This is a genomic window from Streptomyces sp. NPDC002835 (genome assembly GCF_053591995.1).
On the sequence record NZ_JBSFUW010000063.1, the window covers coordinates 1 to 25,274 of the forward strand.

At 72.5% G+C, this 25,274-nt stretch carries 10 protein-coding genes; 6 read left to right on the plus strand and 4 right to left on the minus strand.

All coding sequences use genetic code 11. The features are described from left to right. From ACWD01_RS35325 to ACWD01_RS35340, 4 genes are all read left to right on the plus strand, one after another. Window positions 1-5,901: amino acid adenylation domain-containing protein (locus ACWD01_RS35325; RefSeq protein ID WP_451167821.1), on the plus strand; the 5,901-nt coding region annotated here is incomplete at its 5' end. Window positions 5,902-5,915: 14 nt separating this feature from the next. Then, the gene (locus tag ACWD01_RS35330) at window positions 5,916-16,187 is read left to right on the plus strand and encodes an amino acid adenylation domain-containing protein (protein ID WP_451167823.1); all 10,272 of its coding nucleotides are present in this window, start codon (window positions 5,916-5,918) and stop codon (window positions 16,185-16,187) included. 60 nt (window positions 16,188-16,247) lie between these two features. Then, window positions 16,248-17,279: an ATP-binding cassette domain-containing protein gene (locus ACWD01_RS35335; RefSeq protein ID WP_451167825.1), complete on the plus strand. Its 1,032-nt coding sequence runs from the start codon at window positions 16,248-16,250 to the stop codon at window positions 17,277-17,279. Beyond that, window positions 17,276-18,070, plus strand: coding sequence for an ABC transporter permease (locus ACWD01_RS35340; RefSeq protein WP_451167827.1), 795 nt, complete (start codon window positions 17,276-17,278; stop codon window positions 18,068-18,070). Before ACWD01_RS35335 ends, ACWD01_RS35340 begins: the two co-directional genes overlap by 4 nt. A 102-nt stretch (window positions 18,071-18,172) precedes the next feature. On the opposite strand, the gene ACWD01_RS35345 is transcribed toward ACWD01_RS35340, so the two are convergent. The 4 genes from ACWD01_RS35345 to ACWD01_RS35360 all read right to left on the minus strand — a co-directional run bounded on the left by ACWD01_RS35345 (window position 18,173) and on the right by ACWD01_RS35360 (window position 23,815). Then, window positions 18,173-20,131 carry an ABC1 kinase family protein gene (locus ACWD01_RS35345; RefSeq protein ID WP_451167829.1) on the minus strand — a complete coding sequence of 653 codons (1,959 nt, stop codon included), beginning with the start codon at window positions 20,129-20,131 and terminating at the stop codon, window positions 18,173-18,175. Further along, window positions 20,128-20,673: a hypothetical protein gene (locus tag ACWD01_RS35350; protein ID WP_451167831.1), complete on the minus strand. Its 546-nt coding sequence runs from the start codon at window positions 20,671-20,673 to the stop codon at window positions 20,128-20,130. The genes ACWD01_RS35345 and ACWD01_RS35350 overlap by 4 nt, the downstream gene beginning before the upstream one ends. Before the next feature lie 156 nt (window positions 20,674-20,829). Beyond that, entirely contained in the window at window positions 20,830-22,992 is a 2,163-nt protein-coding gene (locus ACWD01_RS35355; RefSeq protein ID WP_451167833.1) for an MMPL family transporter, read from the minus strand. A 121-nt stretch (window positions 22,993-23,113) separates the two neighbouring features. Next, window positions 23,114-23,815 carry a hypothetical protein gene (locus ACWD01_RS35360; protein WP_451167835.1) on the minus strand — a complete coding sequence of 234 codons (702 nt, stop codon included), beginning with the start codon at window positions 23,813-23,815 and terminating at the stop codon, window positions 23,114-23,116. Between the two features lie 228 nt (window positions 23,816-24,043). Here ACWD01_RS35360 and ACWD01_RS35365 point away from each other — a divergent pair, with 228 nt between their 5' ends. Continuing rightward, entirely contained in the window at window positions 24,044-25,093 is a 1,050-nt protein-coding gene (locus tag ACWD01_RS35365; RefSeq protein WP_451167837.1) for a polyprenyl synthetase family protein, read from the plus strand. Window positions 25,094-25,112: 19 nt separating this feature from the next. Beyond that, window positions 25,113-25,274, plus strand: a 162-nt coding sequence (locus ACWD01_RS35370) for a carboxyl transferase domain-containing protein (RefSeq protein ID WP_451167839.1), incomplete at its 3' end; no start/stop codon positions are given.

The window sequence follows — 25,274 nt, forward strand, 5'->3', positions numbered from 1 at the left end:
GAGCGGATCGAGGCGGCGCTGCAGAAGGTGCTCGACCGCCACGACGTGCTGCGCTCGCGGCTGCTCCGCGGCGACGACGCCTGGAACCTCGAGGTGTCCGCGCCCGGCACGGTGCCGGTCGCGGAGGTGCTGCGCCGCGGGACCGGAGACATCGTCACCGAGGCGCGGGCCGCACAGCAGCGGCTGGCTCCGGACGTGGGCGTGATGGTCCAGGCCGTCTGGTTCGAGGACGCGGACCGGCTGCTGCTGATGGCCCACCACCTGGTGGTGGACGGCGTGTCCTGGCGGATCCTGCTGCCGGACCTGGCCCAGGCCTATGAGGGTGCGGAGCTGGAGCCGGTGGGGACCTCGTTCCGCCGCTGGGCGCAGGAGTTGTCCGCTCTCGCCGAGGCGCGGGCCGCCGAACTGCCGCTGTGGCAGTCCATGCTGGCCGGTGACGACGCGCCGCTCGGCTCGCGTCCGCTGGACCCGGCGGTCGACACGGCGTCTGCCGTCCGGCACCTGTCGCTGGCGCTTCCCGCCGAGGTGACGGGGCCGCTGCTCACCGAGGTGGCGGCGACGTACCGCGCGGGTGTCAACGATGTGCTGCTCACCGGTTTCGCGCAGGCGGTGGCCGCGTGGCGGGGCGACGGTTCGTCCAGTGTGCTGGTCGACCTCGAGGGTCATGGCCGTGAGGACGTCGTCGAGAGGGTGGACACCTCCCGCACGGTGGGCTGGTTCACCAGCATGTTCCCGGTGCGGCTGGACGCCGGCCGGGACAGCGATCCGGGCCGTGCGCTGAAGGCGGTCAAGGAGCAGTTGCACGCTCTGCCGGACAACGGCATCGGCTACGGCCTGCTGCGTCACCTCAACGCGGAGACCTCCGCCGAGCTGGCCGGGCTGCCCGCGCCGCAGATCGGCTTCAACTACCTCGGCCGCTTCGACGCCGGTGACGGCACGGGAGCCGAGGGAGCCGACTGGTCGCTGCGTTCCGACGCCGACCTCGGCGACGGCCGCGACCCGAAGGGCCGTGTCGCCCACGCGCTCGACGTCAACGCCGTCACCCTCGACCAGACCGACGGCCCGCGGCTGGTGGCGGACTGGTCGTGGCCCGCCGGCCTGTTCTCCGACGAGGAGGTGCGGGCGCTGGCGGAGGGCTGGTTCGACGCCCTCCGGGCGCTGGCCGACCACGCGGCCCGGCCCGAGGCCGGTGGTCTGACCCCGTCGGACGTGCGTCCGCTGGTCTCGCTGACCCAGGAGCAGATCGACGCGCTGGAGGCCGACCACGGGCGGATCGCGGACATCCTGCCGCTCTCCCCGCTCCAGCAGGGCCTGTTCTTCCACGCGGTCTACGACGAGCAGGGCGACGACGTCTACACCGTCCAGCTCTCGTTCGACATCGAAGGCGCCGTGGACCGGGACGCGCTGCGCGCCAGTGTGCGGACGCTGCTCGCCCGGCACCCCAACCTGCGCGCCGCCTTCCGCCACGACGGCCTGGACGTACCGGTCCAGATCGTCCCGGCCGACGTCGAACTCCCCTGGGAGGAGGCCGATCTGTCCGGTCTCCCCGAGGCGGAGCGCGCCGCGGCCGCCGAGCGGCTGGCCGCCGACGACCGGGTACGGCGGTTCGACCTCGCGGCGCCCCCGCTGATGCGGTTCACCCTCGTCAGCACGGCGCCCGACCGGCACCGGCTCCTCGTCAGCCACCACCACCTCCTGCTCGACGGCTGGTCCATGCCGGTCTTCCTCGGCGAGCTGTTCGCGCTGTACGCCAAGCAGGGCGACGGGACCTCGCTGCCCCAGGTCACCCCGTACCGCGACTACCTCGCCTGGGTGGCGGGCCAGGACCGGACGGCCGCGGAGGCCGCCTGGCGGCAGGTCCTCGACGGGCTCGACGAGCCGACCCTCCTCGCCGCCCCCGACCCGTCCCGCCCGGCGGTGCTCCCGGTCCGCACGCGGCTGGAGCTCTCCGAGGAGCGGACCGCGGCGCTCGCCCGCTGGGCCCGCGAGCGCGGGGTCACCGTCAACACCGTCGTCCAGGCGGTGTGGGCCATGGTGGTGGGCCAGCTGACCGGCCGTGAGGACGTGGTCTTCGGCGGCACGGTCTCCGGCCGCCCGCCGCAGGTCCCCGGCATCGAGTCCATGGTCGGCCTGTTCATCAACACCCTCCCGGTGCGGGTCGCCCTCGACCCGGCCGAGACGTTCGGCGCGCTGCTCGGCCGGCTGCAGGACCAGCAGGCCGGCCTCATGGACCACCAGCACCTGCCGCTCGCCGACGTCCAGCGGACGGCCGGACACGGCGAACTGTTCGACTCGCTCGTCATCTTCGAGAACTATCCGCTCGACGCCGCCGACCTGCGCAGGTCCGCGGGCGGGCTCGGCATCGTCGGCGGTGACAACCACGAGGGCACGCACTACCCGCTCAGCCTCACCGTCAGCCTGGGCCGCTCGCTGGGCCTGGACCTGGCCCACCGGCCCGATCTGCTCGACCAGAACCGGATCGACGCACTCGCCGCCTGTCTGCTGCGTCTCCTCGGGGAGGCCGCCGACCACGCGGAACAGCCCGTCGGACGCCTGCGGCTGCTCGCCCCCCAGCACGAGCGGCAGGTGCTGGACGAGCGGGCCGGCACCGTCGAGAAGGCCGGACTCCCGTCCCTGCTCGACCTGTTCGCCGAGCGGGTCGCGGCGGCCCCCGACGCCCTCGCGGTCGTCTCCGGCGCCGAGCGGCTCTCGTACGCCGAGCTCGACGCACGCTCCGAGGAGCTGGCGCGTGAGCTCGCCGGGCGCGGCGCCGGACCCGAGCGGTACGTCGCCGTCGCCCTGCCCCGGTCGGCCGGCCTGCTGGTCGCCCTGCTGGCGGTGCTCAAGTCCGGTGCGGCCTACGTGCCCCTGGACCCCGAGCACCCCGCCGAGCGGCTCGGTTACGTGCTCGAGGACGCCCGCCCCTCGCTGCTGCTCACCACAGAGGCGACCGCCGCCGCCCTTCCCGTCGGCGACACCCCGCTGCTGCTGCTCGACACCCCGCGCACCCCGCAGGAACCCACGGCGCCCGGCGGGCCGGCCACCCCGACGGCCGAGGGCCGCAACCCGGCCTACGCGATCTACACCTCCGGGTCCACCGGCCGCCCCAAGGGCGTGGTGATCTCCCGGGCCGCGCTGGACAACTTCCTCGCCGACATGTCCGCCCGCGTACCGATGGACGGCACGGACCGGCTGCTCGCCGTCACCACCGTCTCCTTCGACATCGCGGCCCTGGAGCTGTACCTGCCGCTGCTCGCCGGAGCCGGAGTGGTGATCGCGAGCAAGGACGAGGTCCTCGACCCCGCCGCGCTCGCCGCGCTGCGCGCCGACCACGGCTGCACCGTCATGCAGGCCACCCCGTCGCTCTGGCAGACGCTGCTCGCCCATGTGCCCGCCGCCCTCGACGGACTGCGCATGCTCGTCGGCGGCGAGGCGGTACCGGGCGCCCTGGCCGAGGCCATGGCCTCGGCGGGCACGGCGCTCAACGTGTACGGGCCGACGGAGACCACCATCTGGTCCACCACCGCCGTGCTGGACGGCACCGCCGCCGCGCCGCCGATCGGCAGGCCGATCCGCAGCACCCGCGCGTACGTCCTCGACGGCGCCCTGCGCCCCGTCGCACCGGGAGTGCCCGGTGAGCTGTACCTCGCGGGCGCCGGCCTGGCCCGCGGCTACCTCGGCCGGCCCGGGCTCAGTGCCGAACGGTTCGTCGCCGACCCGTACGGCACGCCCGGCACCCGGATGTACCGCACCGGTGACGTGGTCCGCTGGGGCGACACGGGCGAACTGGAGTACCTGGGCCGTACGGACTTCCAGGTGAAGGTCCGCGGCTTCCGCATCGAGCTGGGCGAGATCGAGTCGGTGCTGACCAGGCACGAGCAGGTGGCACGGGTCGCCGTCGTCGTCCGCGAGGACCGGCCGGGCACCAAGCTGCTGGTGGCCTACACGGTCCCGGCGGGCGAGGCGCCCGACGCCGGCGAACTGCGGGCCCACGTCGCCGCCGAACTGCCCGACTACATGGTCCCGGCCGCCTTCGTCGTCCTCGACGAGCTGCCGCTGAACACCAACGGAAAGCTCGACCGCAAGGCGCTGCCCGCCCCGGACTTCGGCGCGCTGCCGGCCGGCCGGGCAGCGGAGGGGCCGCGCGAGGAGCTGCTGTGCCGGCTCTTCGCCGAGGTCCTGGGCCTGCCGGAGGTGGGGGCGGAGGACAGCTTCTTCACCCTCGGCGGCGACAGCATCGCCTCGATCCAGCTCGTCGGCCGGGCCCGCCAGGCCGGCCTGACGCTCACACCGCGCGAGGTCTTCCGCCACAAGACCGCGCAGGCGCTGGCCGCCGCGCTGCCCGAGACCGCCGCGGAACGGATCCTGGCCGCCGACCCGGAGGGCGCGGACCCGGCGCTCGGGACGGTGCCCGGCACGCCGATCATCCGCTGGCTGCGCGAACTGGGCGGACGGATCGACGGGTTCAACCAGTCGGTGGCCTCGCCCGTACCCGGCGATCTCACCCTGGAGCAGCTCACCGCGGTCGTCCAGGCGGTCCTCGACCACCACGACGCGCTGCGGGCCGAGCTGGTGCGGACCGACACCGACTGGGCGCTGCGCATACCGGAGCGGGGAGCCCTGCGGGCCGCCGACGTGATCCACCGCGTCGACGTCACCGGCCTGGACGAGGAGCGGCTCACCGCCGTCGTCGACACGGAAGGCCGGGCCGCGCAGAGCAGGCTGAGCCCCGACAACGGGCTGATGGTGCAGGTCGTCTGGTTCGACGCCGGACCCGACGCCCTCGGCCGGCTGCTGCTGATCGTCCACCACCTGGTGGTCGACGGTGTCTCCTGGCGCATCCTGATGCCCGACCTGCTGGCCGCCTACGAAGCCGTCACGGCCGGCCGGGAGCCCGCCCTCGAACCGGTGTGGACATCGTTCCGGCAGTGGGCGAGGGGCCTGGTCGCGGCCGCCGCGGCGCCCGAGCGGGTGGCCGAACTGCCGGTGTGGACCAAGATGCTGTCGGGCCACGACGAGCCGCCGCTCGGCACCCGCGCCCTCGACCGGGCCCGTGACGTCGCCGGCACCGTACGCCAGCTCACCGTGACGCTGCCCGCGGACGTCACCGGACCGCTGCTGACCACCGTTCCCACGGCGTTCCGCACCGGAATCAACGAGGTGCTGCTGACCGCCTTCGCGCTGGCCGTGACCGAGTGGAACCGCGACCGGGGCAGGGCGCACGGCGGGGGAGTGCTGCTCGACCTGGAGGGCCACGGCCGTGAGGAACTCCTCGCCGGGATCGTCCCGGACGCGGACGTCTCCCGTACGGTCGGCTGGTTCACCAGCCTCTTCCCGGTCCGGCTCGACCCCGGGGTTCCGGAGGCCGACCGGGCGGAGGTCCTGGCGGGCGGCCCGGCCGCCGGCCGGGCCCTGGACCGGGTCGCCGAGCAGCTCGCCGACCTGCCCGACAACGGGGCCGGATACGGCCTGCTGCGCCATCTCAACGACGAGACCGGCCCCGCCCTGGCCGCCCTGCCGACGCCGCAGATCGGCTTCAACTACCTCGGCCGCTTCGGCTCCGGCGACGGCGAGGGCGAGGGCGACGGCGGCCTCGGCGGCAGCGACGACGCCATGCCCGCCGCGCACGCCCTGGAGCTGAACTCGCTGACCCAGGACCGGCCCGACGGACCCCGGCTGGTGGCCTCCTGGTCGTGGCCCGGGGAGCTGTTCACCGAGGACGAGGTGGCGGCGCTGGCCGACGGCTGGTTCCTGGCCCTGCGCGCCCTGGTGACCCACGCGGCCGGCCCCGGCGCACGTCCCGCCGCACCCGCGGCGCCGCAGAAAGCCGCGTCACTGGCGCCGCTCCTCGATCTCGACCAGGACGAGATCGACGCATTCGAAGAAGACCTCGGGTTCTGAGTGGAGATAGCGAAATGACAACGTCTAAGCCGCGGCTCGAGGGCATCCTTCCGCTCTCCCCGCTCCAGCAGGGCCTGCTCTTCCACGCGCAGTACGACACGGCCGGACCGGACGTCTACACCATGCAGTTCGTCCTCGACATCGAGGGCGGCCTCGACGCCGGGGCGCTGCACGCCGCCTGCGCCGGCGTGCTGCGCCGCCACTCCGGTCTGCGGGCCGCCTTCCGGTACCGCAAGAACGGTGAGCCGGTGCAGCTCATCCCGTCCGAGGTGGCGCCGGACTGGACCGTCCACGACCTCTCCGGGCTGCCCGCCGCCGACCGTGCCGGGGCGGCGGAGCGGCTGGCCGGCGAGGACCGGGCACGCCGCTTCGACCTCGGGCGGCCGCCGCTGATCCGCTTCACCCTGATCGGCCTCGGTGACGGCCGCCACCAGTTCGTCCTCACCGCCCACCACATCCTGATCGACGGCTGGTCCAGGGCCCTGCTGCTCGGCGAACTGTTCGAGCTGTACGGCCACTTCAGCCGGGGCGCCGACGAGTCGGCGCTGCCGCCCGTCACCCCCTACCGCGACTATCTCGCCTGGGTGGCCGCCCAGGACCGCACCGCCGCGGAGAAGTCGTGGGAGCAGGTGCTCGACGGGGTGGAGGAGCCGACGCTGCTCGCCGCGCCCGATCCGTCCCGGGAACCGGTGGCGCCCGCCCGGGCGAGGGTCGAGCTGCCGCAGGCGCAGACCGCCGCGCTGACCCGCTGGGCCAGGGAACGCGGCGTCACCGTCAACACCGTCGTCCAGGCCGCCTGGGCCATGGTCCTCGGACAGCTCACCAGCCGTCAGGACGTCGTCTTCGGCGGCACCGTCTCCGGCCGGCCGCCGCAGCTCCCCGGCGTCGAGTCCATGGTCGGCCTGTTCATCAACACCCTTCCGGTACGCGTGGCCCTCGACCCGGCGGAGACGCTCGGCGCACTGCTGGACCGGCTGCAGGACCAGCAGGCCGGGCTGATGGACCACCAGTACCTGGGCCTGGCCGACATCCAGCGGCTGACCCCGGTCAGCGGCGAACTCTTCGACAGCCTCCTGGTCTTCGAGAACTACCCGGTGGACACCGACGGCCTGCGCCGCGCCGCCGGCGGCCTCGGCGTCGTCGACGGCCGCAGCCACGAAGGCACCCACTACCCGCTCGGCCTGATGGTCCACGCGGGCACCACGCTCGCCGTGGAACTCAGCTACCGGCCCGACGTGTTCGAGCAGGCCGCCGCGACCGCCGTGGGCGAGTCCCTGCTGCGGCTGCTGGCCGGCTTCGAGGCCGCGGAGAACACGCCCGTCGGACGGCTCGACCTGCTCACCGCCGGTGAACGCGCACTGGTCCTCGACCGGTGGATCGACACCGCGCACCCCGCGGCGCCCGGGACCCTGCCCGCCCTCTTCCGGCGCACCGCGGACCGCCACGCCGACGCCGTCGCCGTCGAACACGGCGAGCACACCCTCACGTACGCCGAACTCGACGCCCGGGCCAACCGGCTGGCCCGGCTGCTCGTCGCCCACGGCGTCGGACCCGAACGCACCGTCGCCCTGGCCGTCGCCCGTTCCACGGACCTGATCACCGCCCTGTGGGCGGTGCTCAAGGCGGGCGCCGCCTATCTGCCCGTCGACCCGGCCTACCCGGCCGACCGCATCGCCCACATGCTCGGCGACGCCCGGCCGGTCCTCCTCCTCACCGACAGCGGCACCGCGCCCGGGATCACGGCCGCCGTGCCGGACGCCGACGTGCCCCGCCTGGTGCTCGACACCCCGGAGACCGCGGGCGCGCTGGCCACACTGGCGGACACCGACCTCGACGACACCGACCGGACCGCCCCGCTCTCCCCGCTCTCACCCGCGTACGTCATCTACACCTCCGGGTCCACGGGCCGGCCCAAGGGCGTCGTCATGCCGGGCGCCCCGCTCGCCAACCTCGTCGCCTGGCACGAGGACGTCCTGCCGGGCGGACCCGGTGTGCGCACCGCCCAGTTCACCGCCATCAGCTTCGACGTGTCCGCGCAGGAGATCCTGTCCACCACGCTCTCCGGGCGCACCCTCGTCATCCCCGACGAGGAGACCCGCCGCGACCCCGCCGCGTTCGTACGGTGGCTCGACGAGCGGAGGATCACCGAGGTGTACGCGCCCAACCTCGTCATCGACGCGCTCTGCGAGGAGGCGGCCGGACTCGGCCTGGAACTGCCGGCCCTCGGGCACCTGGCGCAGGCGGGCGAGGCGCTGGTCCTCAGCAAGCAGATCCGCGAGTTCCACCACGGCACCGGCCGCGTCCTGCACAACCACTACGGCCCGACGGAGACCCATGTCGTCACCGCGGCCACCCTCCCCGCGGTCCCCGACCACTGGCCCGCCCGGCCCACGATCGGCCGCCCGATCCGCAACACCCGCACCTATGTCCTCGACGGCGCCTTGCGACCGGTGCCCCCGGGCGTGCCCGGAGAGCTGTATCTCGCCGGTGCGTGCACGGCCCGCGGGTATCTGAACCGGCCCGGCCTGACCGGCGAACGGTTCGTCGCCGACCCCTACGGCCCGGCCGGCAGCCGCATGTACCGCACCGGCGACGTCGTGCGGTGGACGCCCGAGGGCGAACTGGACTATCTGGGCCGCAGCGACCACCAGGTCAAGATCCGCGGCTTCCGCATCGAACTCGGCGAGATCGAGGCGGCGCTCACCACGCACCCCGCCGTCGCCCAGGCCGCCGTCGTAGCCCGCGAGGACCGGCCCGGTCTGAAGACGATCGCCGCCTATCTGGTACCGGTGCCGGGACAGACGCTCCCCGACACGGCACAGCTCCGCGCCCACGCGGCCGACGCCCTGCCCGACTACATGGTGCCGTCCGCGTTCGTCCCCCTCGACAAGCTGCCGCTCACGCCCAACCGCAAGCTGGACCGGCGTGCCCTGCCCCTGCCCGAAGGGGCGGGCGCGGAAGGAAGGGCGCCGCGCACCGCCCGGGAGGCACGGCTGTGCGAACTCTTCGCCGGGGTGCTCGGTCTCGAGCAGGTGTCCATCGACGACAGCTTCTTCGACCTCGGCGGTCACTCCCTCCTCGCCACCCGGCTGGTCAGCCAGGTGCGGGCGGCGCTCGACGTGGAGATCGCCGTCCGCGTCCTGTTCGAGGCGCCCACCGTCGCCTCGCTCGCCGAACGGCTCGGCGCCGCCGGCCGGGCACGCAAGCCGCTCACGGCCGTACAACGCCCGGAGCTGGTCCCGTTGTCGCCCGCGCAGCAGCGGCTGTGGTTCCTCAACCGGTTCGAGGACGCCGGCGGCAACTACAACCTGCCGCTCGCCGTACGCCTCTCCGGGGAACTGAGCGTCGGAGCGCTGCGCGCGGCGATCGCCGACGTCGTCGGCCGCCACGAGAGCCTGCGCACCGTCTTCCCGGAGGCGGACGGACAACCGCACCAGGTCGTCCTCGACGCCGAACGGGCCGTGCCCGCGCTGCCGGTGATCGGCGTCGCGGAGCCCGAACTGGAGAACGCGCTCGCGGCCGCCGCGGGCAAGCGGTTCGACCTCACCACGGAAGCCCCCGTCCACGCCCGGCTGTTCGTGCTCGACGGCACCGAGTACGTCCTGCTGCTCGTCGTCCACCACATCGCCGCCGACGGCTGGTCCATGGCGCCCCTGGCCCGTGACCTGAGCGAGGCGTACCGGGCCCGGTGTGCCGGGCAGGCGCCCGCCTGGCAGCCGCTGCCCGTCCAGTACGCCGACTACACGCTCTGGCAGCGCGAGGTGCTCGGCGACGAGAACGAGCCGGGCAGCGAGCTGTTCCGCCAGGTCGACTTCTGGCGCGGCGCCCTCGACGGGCTCCCGGAGGAGATCGGACTGCCCGCCGACCGCCCCCGGCCCCCGGAGACGAGCTACCGGGGCGACACGGTCGAGCTGGAGATCCCCGCCGATGTGCACGGGCGGCTGGCGGCGTTCGCCCGCCGGTCCGGCGCGAGCGTGTTCATGGTGGCGCAGGCCGCCCTCGCCGCGCTGCTGAACCGCCTCGGCGCCGGCGCGGACATCCCCATCGGTTCACCGATTGCGGGCCGCACCGACCAGGCGCTGGACGATCTCGTCGGCTTCTTCGTCAACACCCTGGTGCTGCGTACGGACGTGTCGGGCGACCCGACGTTCCGTGAACTCGTCGAGCGGGTCCGGGAGGCGGACCTGGCCGCGTACGCCAACCAGGACGTGCCGTTCGAGCGGCTGGTGGAGATCCTCAACCCGGAGCGCTCCCTGGCCAGGCACCCGCTGTTCCAGGTGATGCTCTCCTTCCAGAACAACGCACAGGCCGGTCTCGAACTCGAAGGACTGCGCGCCACCGGCGAGGGCATCGGGCTCCGGACGTCCAACTTCGACCTCTCCGTCGTGCTCGAGGAGCGGTTCGCCGACGACGGCGCGCCGGCCGGAATCGCCGGCGGCATCGAGTTCGCCACGGACCTCTTCGACCGGGAGACGGCCGCCGCGCTGGCCGCACGCCTGGTGCGCGTCGCCGGCGAGCTGGTGGCCGACCCGGACCGGCCGCTGTCCGCGGTGGACGTGCTCACCGAGGAGGAGCGCCGGCAGATCCTCGTCGACTGGAACGACACCGGGTACGACGTGCCGGCGTCCAGCCTGACCGGGCTGTTCGAGGAGCAGGCCGCCCGCACCCCGGACGCCACCGCGCTGGTCTTCCGGGACGTACGGCTGACCTTCGCGGAGCTCAACGGGTGGGCGAACCGGCTGGCCCGCCGCCTTGTCGCGAGCGGCGTACGCCCCGAGCAGCCGGTGGCCGTGCGACTGCCGCGCGGTGCCGAGCACGTCGTGGCCCTGCTGGCGGTGATGAAGGCGGGCGCGGTCTACGTCCCCGTCGACCCGGCCTACCCCGCGGACCGCATCGCCCACATGATCGAGGACGCCCGGCCCGCCCTGGTGATCGAGGACCCGGCGGAGCTGCACGGCCCGTCCCTCGACCTGCCCGCGCACGACCTGAGCGACGACGAGCGGGGCGGCCCGCTGCGCCCCGGCAACGCCGCGTACATCATCTACACCTCCGGATCCACGGGACGGCCCAAGGGCGTCACGGTCGAGCACCGCAGCATCGTGAACCTCTTCCACGACCACTTCGGACGGCTCTACGCCCCCGAGGCCGAGGCCGCCGGCCGCCCGCTGCGGGTCACGCTGGTCGCGTCGTTCTCCTTCGACGCCGCGTTCGACCCGCTGCTGTGGATGGTCGCCGGACACGAGCTGCACGTCATCGACGACGAGGCCCGCCACGACGCGGCGCTGCTCCTGGAGCATGTGCGGCGGGTCGGCGGCATCGACCACTTCGACACCACCCCCGCCCACTTCCAGGAACTCCACGACCTCGGTCTGACGGCCGACCCGTCGACGCGGCCCCTGGTCGTCAGCCTGGGAGGCGAGGCGCTGGGCGAGGCACTGCGCGAGGAGCTCGACTCGGCCGACGGGCTGGTCGCCTACAACCTCTACGGTCCGACCGAGACCACGGTCGACGCGCTGGGCCAGCGGATCGACGAGGCCGGCCGGGTGCTGGTGGGCCGGCCGCTCTCCAACTACCGGGCGTACGTCCTCGACGCGTTCCTCCGGCCGGTCGCGCCCGGGGTGCCGGGCGAACTGCACATCGCGGGCGAGGGGCTCGCGCGCGGCTACCTGGGCCGCCCGGACCTGACGGCCGAGCGCTTCGTCGCCGACCCGTACGGCCCCGCCGGTGCGCGGATGTACCGCACGGGAGACCTGGCCCGCTGGACCAGGGACGGCAGGATCGACTGCCTCGGCAGGGCCGACGACCAGGTCAAGATCCGCGGTTTCCGCGTCGAGCTCGGCGAGATCGAGACAGCGCTGGCGGCCCACGCCGACATCGCCCAGGCCGCCGTCGTCGTCCGCGAGGACCGCCCCGGCATCAGGGAACTCGTGGCCTACACCGTGCCGGCGGCCGGCCGGCGGGTGCCCGGCACCGACGCGCTGCGGCGCGGCCTGGGCGAGCGGCTGCCCGACTACATGGTGCCCACCGCGTTCGTCACCCTGGACCGGCTGCCGGTGACGGTCAACGGCAAGCTGGACCGCAATGCGCTGCCCGCCCCCACCCCGCGCACCGGCGCGGACGGCCGTGCCCCGCGCACGGCCCAGGAGAAGGCGCTGTGCGACATCTTCGCCGAGGTACTCGGCCTGGAGCGGGTGTCCATCGACGACAGCTTCTTCGACCTCGGCGGTCACTCGCTGCTCGCCACCCGGGTGGTCAGCCGGGTCCGTTCGAAGCTCGGCGCCGAGCTCGCCGTCCGTACCCTCTTCGAGGCGCCGACCGCTGCCGCCCTCGCCGAGCGCCTCGGCGACGCCGGCCGGGCCCGTGCGGCGCTGACCGTACGCGAGCGCCCGGCCGAGATCCCGCTGTCACCCGCGCAGCGCCGGCTCTGGTTCCTGAACCGCCTGGAGGGCGCCGGCGCCACCTACAACATGCCGCTGGCGGTACGGCTCACCGGCGCACTGGACCTCGACGCGCTGACGGCCGCGCTCGGCGACGTGGTGGCCCGGCACGAGAGCCTGCGCACGGTCTTCCCCGACACGGGCGGCCGCCCGCGGCAGCTCATTCTTCCGCCGGAGGCCGCCCGACCGGTGCTGGAGACGGCCGGTTTCGACCCCGAGACGCTGGCCGCCGCCGTCGCGCGGGGCTTCGACCTCGCATCCGAGATTCCGCTGCGGGCGAGCCTGTTCACCGTGTCCCCCGACGAGCACGTGCTCCTGCTGGTGGTGCACCACATCGCGGGCGACGGCTGGTCCATGGGCCCGCTGGCGCAGGACCTGTCGACGGCGTACGCGGCCAGGGTCCGCGGCGTCGCGCCGGAGTTCGCGCCGTTGCCGGTGCAGTACGCGGACTACACGCTGTGGCAGCGGGACGTGCTCGGCGACGAGGACGACCCGGTGAGCGAGCTGTCGCGCCAGGTCGACTACTGGCGGGGCCAGTTGGCCGGTGCCCCGGCGGAGCTGGCGCTGCCGGTGGACCGGCCGCGCCCGGCGGAGCTGAGCCACCGCGGTGACACGGTGGGCTTCCAGGTCTCCCGGGAGACGCACGAGCGTCTGCTGAAGGTGGCGGGAGAGTCGCGCGGCAGCCTGTTCATGGTGGTCCAGGCCGCACTGTCGGTCCTGCTCTCCCGGCTCGGCGCCGGCGAGGACATCCCCGTGGGCAGCGTCATCGCGGGCCGTACGGACGAGGCGCTGGACGACCTGGTCGGCTTCTTCGTGAACACGCTGGTGCTGCGTACGGACGTGTCGGGCGATCCGACGTTCCGTGGGCTGGTGGAGCGGGTCCGGGAGACGGATCTCGCCGCCTACGCCAACCAGGACGTGCCGTTCGAGCGGCTGGTGGAGGTGCTCAACCCCGAGCGCTCCATGGCCACGCACCCCCTCTTCCAGGTGATGCTCGCCTTCCAGAACACGGGCGAGGCCACCCTGGACCTCGACGGACTGCACATCGCTCCAGAGCACTTCACTCTCGACGCCGCGAAGTTCGACCTGTCGTTCACGCTGGCGGAGTCGCCGGAGGGGATCGAGGGGAGCGTGGAGTTCGCGGTCGACCTGTTCGACCGGGAGACGGTGGAGGCGCTGGCGGCGCGGCTGGTGTCGGTACTCGATGCGGTGGCGGCCGACCCGGGCGTACGGGTCGGCGCGATCGACGTCCTGTCCGACGAGGAGTGCCAGGAGATCCTCGTCGGCTGGAACGACACCGCGCGGGAGGTTCCGTATGCCACCATGTTGGAGCTGCTGGCCGCGCAGGTGGGTGCCTCGCCGGAGGCCGTCGCGCTGATCGCCGACGATGTGTCCTACACGTACGCGCAGCTCGATGCGCGAGCGGCTCGGCTGGCCGCCGTGCTGCGGGACCGCGGTGTGCGTCGTGGTGCGTCGGTGGCCGTGGCCCTGGGGCGCTGTGCGGACACCGTGGTCGCCCTGCTGGCGGCGATGAAGGCGGGGGCCGCGTATGTGCCGGTCGATCCCGCGTATCCGGCCGACCGTATCGCGTACATCCTCGAGGACGCCTGTCCTGCGCTGGTCGTGACGACCGGAACGTTGCAGGCCGCGCTGCCGGCCGGCGGGCCGGAGCGGCTGCTGCTCGACGAGGTCGAGTTGCCGGCCGAAGGGTATGCGGTCTCCGGCCTGGTGCCGCTGGACGCCGCGTACGTCATCTACACGTCCGGTTCCACGGGGCGGCCCAAGGGCGTGGTCGTCAGCCACAGCGGTGTCGCGAGTATGGCTGCCGCGCACCGGGCCTGGTTCGGCGGCGGTGCGGGGCATCGGGTGCTGCAGTTCTCGTCGCCGAGTTTCGACGCGTCGATGTGGGAGATCCTCACCACGCTTCTCACCGGGTCCACGCTGGTCGTGTCGTCGGCGGAGCGGCTGACGGCGGGCGAGTCGCTCGCGGCCCTGCTGGCCGAGCGCCGGGTCACGCATGCGACGCTGCCGCCGGTGGTGCTCGCGGCGATGGGCGAGGCCCGGCTGCCCGCGGGGATGACGCTGGTGACCGCCGGTGAGGCGTGTTCGGCGGAGCTCGTCGAACGCTGGGCCCCGGGGCGGAAGATGGTCAACGCGTACGGTCCGACGGAGTCCACGGTCTGCGCGAGCATGAGTGCCCCGTTGCGTCCCGGCTCCGGTACGCCGACGATCGGGCGGCCCATCACCAACACCCGTGTCTATGTGCTCGATGCGCGTCTGCGTCCCGTGCCGGCGGGTGTTCCGGGCGAGTTGTACCTCACCGGTTCGGGCCTGGCCCGCGGCTATCTGGGCCGGCCCGGCCTGACGGCAGAGCGGTTCGTCGCCGACCCGCACGGCCCCTCCGGCGCCCGTATGTACCGGACGGGAGATGTGGTGCGCTGGACACGTGACGGTGAGCTGGAGTACCTGGGCCGGGCGGACGACCAGGTCAAGATCCGCGGCTTCCGCATCGAGCTCGGCGAGATCGAGGCACGGCTGCTCGGCCACGAGGACGTCGCCCAGGCCGCCGTGATCGTCCGCGAGGACCAGCCGGGCGCCAGGCGTCTGGTCGCGTACGTCGTCACCGCCACCGGGTCGCCCCTGGACACGTCGGCGCTGCGGGCGCATGCCGCGGCGAGTCTGCCGGACTACATGGTGCCCTCCGCGTTCGTCGCCCTGGACGCCCTGCCGTTCACCGTCAACGGCAAACTCGACCGCAAAGCCCTTCCCGCACCCGAACACGACCCCTCCGCCGGCAGCCGCGGTCCCCGGTCCGCGCAGGAAGAGGTCCTCTGCGGGCTCTTCGCCGAAGTGCTCAACGTCGGCAGGGTCGGCATCGACGACAGCTTCTTCGAACTGGGCGGCGACAGCATCACCTCGATCCAGTTGGTGAGCCGGATCCGCAGCGTGCTCGGCGTCAAGCTCAGCAACCGGGGCATCTTCGAGACGCCCACGGTCGCCCAGCTGATGGACAAGCTGGGAGCGGGCACCGACAGCGACGGCTTCGAGGTGCTGCTGCCGCTGCGCAGCGGCGGGGAGCGGCCTCCGGTCTTCTGTGTGCACGGCGCCGGCGGGCTCGCCTGGCCCTACTCGTCGCTGCTCAGGCACATCCCGGCCGAGTTCCCGGTCTACGGGCTCCAGGCCCGCGGCCTCGACGGGAAGGGCGGGATCGCGACCGCTGTCGCGGAGATGGCGGCGGACTACGTGGACCAGATCCGCACGGTCCAGCCGACCGGCCCGTACCACCTCGTCGGCTGGTCCTTCGGCGGCCTGGTGGCGCACGAGATCGCCACCCTGCTCGCCGAGGCGGGGGAGAGGGTGGCGCTGCTCGCCAACCTCGACCAGACCCCGTACGACGAGTCCTGGGACGACGACGAGTACACCCTTCCCACCGAGCGGGACGTGCTGGAGACCCTGCTCGACTTCGTCGGCCACGACCTGGCCGACCTGCCGGAGGGGCCGCTCGACCACCAGTGGGTGATGGAGATCATCCGCGGCCGGGACAGCGCGCTCGGCAGCCTGGAGGAACACCACATCACGGCGTTCATGCAGGTGGGCATCAACAACCACAAGCTCAGCGCCGACTACCGGCCGCGGCGCTTCGACGGCGACCTGCTGTTGTTCGTGTCCACGGTCGGCACGGACGACGTGGCCCGCAAGACGGCCGAGTCGGTCGCCTCGTGGCGGCCGTACGTGGCGGGCACCGTCCGCACGCACCCGGTCGACGCGCACCACGGCCACCTGCTGCAGCCGGACCCGGCCGCCGAAATCGGCCGGGTCCTTCACCAGAAGCTCATCGAACTCGACTGACGCGCGACCGAGCGCGACCGGAGTCCGACGAAACCGATGCAACGAAATGGAGTGGCCGTCATGGAAACGGCAATAACCGCGGAAGGCCTCCGCAAGCGCTATGGCGACCACCAGGCGCTGAGCGGCATCGACCTCTCCGTCGAGGCCGGGACGATCCTCGGCGTGCTCGGCCCGAACGGCGCCGGCAAGACCACGACCGTACGGATCCTGGCCACGCTGCTGGAACCGGACGAGGGCCGGGCCACCGTGGCCGGGTACGACCTCGCCACCCACCCGGTGGAGGTCCGCCGCAACATCGGACTGACGGGCCAGTACGCGGCCGTCGACGAGCGGCTGACCGGCCGCGAGAACATCGAGCTGATCGGTGTGCTGCTGCACCTCGGGCGCCGCGCGGCCAAGGTGCGGGCGGCCGAGCTGCTCGAGCAGTTCGGGCTGACCGACGCCGCCGACCGGATGGCGAAGACGTACTCCGGCGGTATGCGCCGACGGCTCGACCTCGCCGCCAGCCTGGTCGCCAGGCCGCCGGTGCTCTTCCTCGACGAGCCGACGACGGGACTCGACCTCACGAGCCGGCTCGCCCTGTGGGAGATGATCCGCGAACAGGTGGTGGCCGGCACGACCGTGCTGCTGACCACCCAGTACCTGGAGGAGGCCGACCAGCTCGCCGACCGCATCGCGGTGATCGACAAGGGCACGGTCATCGCCGACGGCACGCCCGACGAGCTCAAGCGCAAGGTCGGCGGCGAGCGCCTCGAGGTGTCGGTGTCCGACCCCGTCGACCTGGCCGCCGTGTCCCGCGCGCTGGCCGCGGTGTCACCCGCGGTCCCGTTCGTCGACGAAGAGGCCCGTACCGTCTCCGTCCCGCTCACGGGAGGTGTGTCCACGATCGCGTCCGCGGCCGCCGGACTCGAGACGCTGGGCATCGAGCCGGTGGACTTCGCGGTGCGCCGCTCCTCGCTCGACGACGTGTTCCTCGCACTGACCGGCCAGCCGGGCCGGACCGGCGACCCGGCAGACGCCGGGGCTTCGGAGGAGGCCGGCGCGGCCACCGCCACAACCAACGCGAAGCAGAAGGAGAAGGAGCCGGCATGACCGAGGCACTCAGTGACTCATTCGCCCTCGTGGGCCGTCAGATGCGGCACATCCGGCGGATGCCGGAGCAACTGCTCGGCATCACGGTCATGCCGGTGGCGTTCGTCATCGTCTTCGGCTATCTCTTCGGCAGCGCGATGCAGGTGCCGGGCCAGGGTGGCTACAAGGAATACATCATGGCCGGCATCTTCGCGCAGGTGATGCTCGCCAACATCACCACCACCGCGGTCGGTGTGGTGAACGACCTCAACAACGGCCTGGTGGACCGCTTCCGGGCGCTGCCCATCTCCCGCTCGTCCGTGCTCGTCGGCCGCACCGTCGCGGACGCCGTGCTGGTCACCTGGACCTGCACGGTGATGGCCCTCGTCGGCTATCTGATCGGCTGGCGTGCGCACAACGGCATCCTCCAGACCCTCGCCGGCTTCGGCCTGCTGCTCCTGATGGGCTTCGCGATGTCGTGGCTGGGCGCCCTGATCGGGCTCACCCTGCGCAACGTGGAGACGGTCAGCGCGCTGTCCGGCGTCATCATGATGCCGCTCGCGTTCCTCTCGAACGCGTTCGTGCCGCTGGACGGGCTGCCGGGCTGGCTGCGCACGATCGCCGAGTGGAACCCGGTGAGCTCGGTGATCTCCGCCAGCCGGGAACTGTTCGGGAACGAACGGGGAGCCAGCGGAGGGGCGTTCCCGGCCCAGTATCCGATCCCCACCGCGCTGGTGGTGCTGGTGGTCCTGCTCGCCGTGGTGATACCGCTGGCCGGCCGGGCGTACCAGAAGGCGGCGGCACAGCGCTGACGCGGCAGCGGCCTCGGCACGCGCCGTACGACGGACGAGAGCCCGGCCCCCTCGCGAGGGGAGCCGGGCTCTCGTCCGTCCGGTCCGTGCACACCACCGGCGTCAGCGTCGTTGGCCGCCGACCATGAGGAAGAGCACACGCATCACCAGCACACAGCTGATCACCAGCAGGTTGTAGCCGAAGAGCTCGAAGAGCCCCAGGCCCTCGCTGATCTGCGGTCCGCCGGAGGTGCGCAGCAACTGCACGCCGACCAGGCCGATGATGCCGCCCAGGAAGGCCAGCAGCACCTCGTGCACCAGGGAGCGGACGAAGCGGCGGTCCTCCGGGTCGGCGAACATCCTTACTCCGACGACCAGTTGGCCGCTCTCCACGGCCCCGCCGATGCGCTCGATACGCCTCGGGAGCCGGCGCAGCATCGGCACGATGCTGATCAGCTCCTCCGTCAGCGTGCGGCCCAGCGCCTGGGGCCTGAGCTTGTGCAGATGCTGGGTGACCGCGAAGGATCGGGCCTCCGTGACGATGTCGAATCCGGGCACGAGCCGGTCCAGGGAGCCCTCCATGGTGGCCAGCGCGCGGAAGACCGCCGCGATCTCCGGCGGCACGCTGATCCCGTACCGGGACACGATGGAGAACAGGTCGGCGAACATCTCGCGGTCCGGCTTGATGCCGGGGGCGAAGTGGCGGGCCAGGAACTGCCCCAGGGCGCGCTCCAGTTGCCGTTCGTCGATGTGCTCGGGCTGGGCCACCAGTTCCAGCAGGCTGTCGCAGAGGCCGGGCGGGTCCCCGCGGTGCAGGGCCAGCAGCATGCTGCGCAGGGTGGAGCGGAGCGACCGGTCGATGCGTCCGACCGAGCCGAAGTCGAGCATGCCGAGCCGGCCGTCCTCGAGCAGCAGCAGATTGCCGGGATGCGGATCGGCGTGGAAGACCCCGCTGGTCATGATCTGGCCCAGCAGGCATTCGAGCATCGCGCGGGCCAGCGCGTCCCGGTCCAGGCCGCGTTCGTCGAGAGCGGCCGAGACGTTGTTGAGGGGTATGCCCTCCATCCACTCGGTGACCAGCACCCGCCGGCTGCACAGCTTCTCGTGGACGGCGGGCACGCGGATGACGGACTCGCCGCCGGAGGACTCCTCGATCGCGGCGGCCACGGACAGGGTGTTCCGGGCCTCGATCCGAAAGTCGAGCTCCTCCTGGAGCGAGACCGCGAAGCCCTGCGCCAGCGCCTTGGCCCCCACGCTGCGGCCCCAGTCGGAGTGCAGCTCGATCTTGGCGGCGAACCGGTAGAGGATGTCCAGATCGTCGACGACGATGGAACGCGCCCCGGGGCGCTGCACCTTGACCGCCACCTGTTCGCCGGTGTGCAGCCGGGCCCGGTGCACCTGGGCGATCGAGCCGGCGGCGAGCGGCCGGTGGTCGAACTCGGCGAACACCTCGCCCGGCGGCGCCCCGAGCTCCTCGGTCAGCACCTGTGCCACGGCGGGCCACGGCTCCGACGTGGCCTGGTCCTGGAGTTTGCTCAGCTCCTCGATGAACTCGGGGGGCATCAGGTCGTACCGGGTGGACATCACCTGGCCCAGCTTGACGAAGGTGACCCCCGCCTCCTCCAGAGCCTTCCGCAGCGCGGGGGCGAGCACGGTGCGCTCGGCGGATGCTCCCGGCCCGCGCCGGGACTTGCCGCTGAAGAACCGGCCGAGACCGTGGCGGACGAATATCCGGCTGAGCCGGGCGTATCTGCGGGTGCGGGCGAAGCGGCGGCGCACCGCCTGCGGAAGCCGTACCAGACCGGGCAGTGTGCCGCTGGGGACCACCACCTCCGTCATGGCCAGGAAGGCCATCGCGACCAGCAGCGACCCTCCGATCTCCAGGGTGATCAGCGCCAGTGGCTCCACGTCGCGCAGCGGCCGGCTGATCAGGGTGCCTGCGGTGAGCCCGACTCCGGCGGTGAGCACGGCACGTCCCTTGCCGATGCGTATGCCGAGCAGCCGCCGGGCCGCGGAGGCCAGCCCGGTGAGGAAGACGGTCAGGGTGAGCGCGGCGAGGAGGACGAGGACCGCGGTGTTCATCGCTCCCGCCTGCGCCGCAGCTGGTAGTTGACGGTCACCGCGGCGAGCAGCGGACCCCACAGCAGCAGCGGGACGTAGCACCAGCCCATGAACGTACGGTGCGCGCCGGTGAGGGTGCCCTCGTCGACGGTGTCCCAGAGCATGAACTGACTGAACGTCACCAGTGTGAGGATCAGGGCGCCGACGGCCGCCGGCACGACCGCGGCCATCGGACGAACCGGTCTGCCGCCGATGAAGGGGATCCAGCGGGGGGCGACGAGACCCCAGTTGCTGACCAGTCCGAGCGTGAGCAGGGCGACCGCCTCCTGCACGACGGTGATCATGGGCAGGATCAGGTAGCCGATGCCCGGGATGTCGTAGTCGGTGCGCAGTACTTCGTCGCTGTAGCCGACCGGCAGGCCCGCGGCCATGGCGAGGCGCCAGAGCGACGACGGCAGGGCGATCAGAGGTACGGCGTGTGCGGCCCAGCGGGCCCAACGGGGCGGCGGGGGCGTGGTGATGCCCGGCGGCTGACCGGTGGCGCTGCTGGTTTCTGTGGTCATGAGCGTAAGACTGCCCATCATCTCGTTTGCGGTGCAACCGGCCGAAGCCCGGCACGCCCTTCCTCCGTCGGTGGATGGCAGGGTGTGCCGGGCGGTGCCCGGTCGAGTGGTCGTGAGCACGGCGGGCCGAGGCCGCACGTGCGCTCAAATGCGGTGCTACGAAGAGGCGTTGGCCGGTTCCGGTGCCTTGGAGTCCGCGGCGCCGGCCGAGCCGTCGTGGGCCGGCGGCACGTCGCGCCGGCCGCCCGGCCACCAGGCCCGGTCACCGAGCAGCGTGGTCACCGCCGGAACCAGCAGCAGCGCCATCACGAAGGCGGTCAGCAGAATGCCGAACGCGACCGCGAAGCCCATCTGCTGGAGCATCGTGTTCTCGGCCAGCAGCAGCACACCGAACGTGCCGGCGAGAATGACGGCCGCCGCCCCGATGGTGGACGCGGAGTGCGTGATCGCCTGCCGCACGGCCTGCGCCGGGCTGCTGCCGCCCCGGATCTCCTCGCGCAGCCGGGCCACCATGAGGATGTTGTAGTCGGTGCCGATCGCGACGACGAAGAGATACACGACCACCGGCAGGGTGAAGAGCAGCCCCTGTTCGCCCTTGACGTTCTGGAACAGCCACACCGTGGAGCCGAGCGTCGCGCCGAAGCCGAGGCCGACGGAGAGCATCAGGTACCAGGGGGCGACGACACTGCGCAGCAGCAGACCGAGGATGATCATGATGGCGAGCCCGGCGAAGGGGAAGACCAGCGAGTAGTCGCGGTTGGTGGCGTGCTGGATGTCGGCGAGGACCGCGGTCGTGCCGCCGACGAGTGCGCGGGTGCCCTCCGGCGCGGCCTCGTGCGCGGTGTCGCGCAGCGTTCCCGAGACCAGCTCGATGGCCTCTTCGCTTGCGGGCTTCTGCTTCAGCACCACGCCGAGCTGCGCCACGTCGCCCTCGGGGCCGAGCGTGGCAGGCGTCACCTGGCCGAGCCCGGCCTCGCCGAGCTTCTTCCCGTACGCGTCGAGCTGCGCCTGGTCGAGCCGGCCGCCGTCCTCTGCCTCGACCAGCACCCACGTCGGATCGGTCTGTCCGGCGGAGAAGCCGCGCTGCAGGTCCTCCATCGCCTGGACGGACTCCAGGTCCTTCGGCAGCGAACCGGTGCTGTCGAACTGGGGGGTGAAGCTGAAGACGCCGATCGCCAGTACGGCGAGCACGCCGCCGGACACGGCGGCGACTGCGCCCGGGCGGCGCGCGGTGAGCGATCCGACCCGGTGGGCGAGGCCGTGCTTCGGCTGCTTGCGCCAGGCCTTGGACGGCCAGAACGCCTTGGCGCCGAGCAGCGAGAAGACCGCCGGCACCAGCGTCAGGGCCGCGACGAGCGTGACCGCCACCGCGATCGCCAGGGCCGGGCCCATGGCCCGCAGCATGCCGAGACTGGACAGCAGCAGCGCCAGGAAGGCGATGATCACCGCGCCGGCCGCGGAGGCGATGGTCTCGCCGACCCGGGCCACGGCCTCGCTCATGGCCTCCTTCGGAGGCCGGCCCTGCCGCAGGAACTCCCGGTAGCGGAAGAGCAGGAAGAGGATGTAGTCGGTGCCGACACCGAACAGCACCACGATGAGGATCGAGCTGATCGAGGCGTCGGCCTGGAGGCCGCCCAGCTCGGCCGTGGCCGAGATCAGTCCGACCGCCACCCCGAAGACCAGCCCGATCATCAGTACCGGCAGGATCGCGATCAGCGGACTGCGGAAGATCAGTGCGAGCAGCACCACGATCAGCAGCAGCGTCGCCATCATGATCATGGCGTCGGTGTCGCCCGACGACTCCTGGGTGTCGAGGGCGGTCGCCGCGGAGCCCGTCACGCCCATCTGCAACGAGGTGCCCTCGAGCAGCGGTTTCGCCTTCTGGCGCAGCTCCTTGACCGACTCGAGCACTTCGGGGTCGTACGGGTTCTTCGTGGTGGCGACGATGCTCGCCAGCGCGATCTCACCCTTGGGGGAGACCGACTGCGGGCCGGTCTCCACCTTCTTGATCTTCTTCAGGCCCGCACCCTCCAGGGCCGCGGCGATCTTCGTCACCTCGGCCTTGTCGGCGCTGGTCAGCACGCCGCTGTCCGAGCGCCGGAACACCGCGATGGAGGCGGGCTGCTCCTGCTGCGGGAAGGCCCGCTGCTGGACCTCGGCCGCCCGCACCGACTCGTAGTGGGACGGAAGGAACTCGGCCTGGTCGCTGACGGACTTCAGCGGTGGGGCGAGCGAGGCCGCCGCGATCGCGGCGATCAGCCACGCGAGGATGGTCAACCAAGGGTGTTTGACGGCGGACCGCCCGATCCTTCCGAACATGGTGCTCCTTCGAGGGGCTTGCCAGGGCCCGACGATTGTCGGCTCCCGGCAGCCCGAGCACGCGGCGGAGCGGCGGTATCTGGCATCAACATGCCGTCAACCGCCGACCGGGCGGGCCGCGTCACTCGCAGCCGCGCTGCCAGTTCCAGCCAATGAAGCTGTGCTTCAGCTCGACGTCGAAACGGCAGGACGCCGTGCCGTCGGCCTTCAGGGCGACGTACGAGTGGTGGGTGTTCGCGTACCAGGCGCCGGACGGGTCGAAGATCCCCCGGTAGGAGAACTCGGCATGGGCCTCGGTGTTGGAGACCGCACAGCCGGCGAGGCAGTCGGTGCTCTTGCCGGCGGACTCGAGCGACCAGCCCGCGTTCCACGGTTCGCGGTTCCACTGCTGGGTCGCGTCGGTGGACACGGCGGAGACCGCGGTGCCATCGGCGTCCCAGCCGGACGTCGTGTAGAGGCCGGTCATCCGGATGTTGCAGCAGTCGTACATCTCGGACCAGCTTCTGACCTGGCGGCTCGCCGAGGTCGCGGCACCGGCCGCGGCCGCGCCCGTCGTGGCGGTCTCCGTCTTCGGCCCGGCCTTGGGCACCAGTCGTGCCGGGCCCAGCAGCGGTTCGCAGTCGGGGCCGATGGTGACCTGCTGCCGCACGGCCATGCCCGGGGGCGGCACAGGCAGCGCCCCGGACAGCTTCACGCCCGTACAGGCCTGTCGGTCACCGGAGCCGGAGGGCGCGCCGTCCACCGGTGCGGCGGAGGCCGGTACGGCCGTCAGGGAGAACAGACCGGCGGCGGCCGCGGCGGCGAGTGTGATTCGGATGCGCAATTCCCTTGCCTTTCATCGCGGTTTCAACGACGGAGCGTATCCGCACCCTTCTGCATCGAAATGGCGGAAAAAGAAGGTTGGCACGAAGCTGACAATCCTGTGTCGCCGCGGGCCTCCGGCCTACTGGCACCTTCATGTCAGGGCCGTTGTCCGGCGGTCGGCCGCGAAAGAGAGTGGTGGCCGATATTCGGATTCGCGTTCCGCCGGTGCGACAGAGGGGTTTTCCTCGTGGGCGTTCATCACATGGTCGAGGCCCCGATGCCGGTGCGGGAATGCCCCGCCGGGCTCATCGGCCAACTCGTCATCGGCGACCCCGGTTTCCAGTTCCGGATCGCCGACGCGCTGGCCGAGGCGGAGAAATGGCTCCAGGACTGCGCGAGCAGCGCGCCGGACCCCCGGATCGCCGCTCTCACCGGTCATCTGGCCGCAGCCGGCGGCAAGCGGCTGAGGCCTCTGCTGGTGCTGCTGGCCGCGGAGTTCGGCGAGCCGTGGCGCGACGGTGTCACCCAGGCCGCCGTCATAGCGGAACTGGTCCACATCTCCTCGCTCCATCACGACGACGTGATGGACGGGGCGGACACCCGGCACGGCGTACCGAGCGTCCACGCGCGCTGGGGACAGCGGGCCGCCGTCTTCAGCGGCGACTGGCTGCTCGCCCGGGCCGCTCAGCTCGCCGCCGACCTCGGCGCGGAGGCCGTGCACCTCAATGCGCAGACCGCGGGCCGGCTGGTGGCCGGGCAACTGCGTGAACTGGCGGGCCCCGCCCCCGGCGAGGACCGCGTCGCCCACTACTTCCAGGTGACGGCGGGCAAGACCGCCGCGCTGCTGTCCATGTGCCTCGGCATCGGCGCCACGCAGGCGACGGCGCCCGCCCCGTGCGTGGCGGCACTCACCGAGTACGGCGAACAGCTCGGGATCGCGTTCCAGATCGCCGACGACCTGCTCGACCTCGCCGCGCCCGCGGAGCGCACCGGCAAGGAACAGGGCAAGGACCTGCTCGCCGGCGTCGCGAGCCTGCCGGTCCTGCTCGCCCGGGCCGGCGACGACCCGCGCGACCGCGAACTGCGCGGCCTCCTCGGGTCCGGGGCGAGCGGCGACCCCGCCGTGCACCGCCGCGCCCTGGAGCTCTTCCGCGGCTCACCGGCGACCGTGGAGGCGGAGCGGCTGATGCACGAACGCCTCGACCTGGCCCGCGCCGCCCTGGAGGCGCTGCCGGAACTGCCGGCCCGCCGCGCGCTCGGCGACCTCTGCGACTTCGTCGCCCACCGGACCGCCTGACCCGACGAAGGAGTTGGTCATGACGATGTATGAGCGGGTCGCTGAACTCGCACGGATCCGGGGTGATGTCCTCGAGGGCATGCCGCAGGCGACCGAGGCGCAGCATGCGAAGGGCAAGCTGACGGCCCGGGAGCGGATCGCGCTGCTGTTGGACGAGGGATCGTTCCGTGAGGTGGAGCAG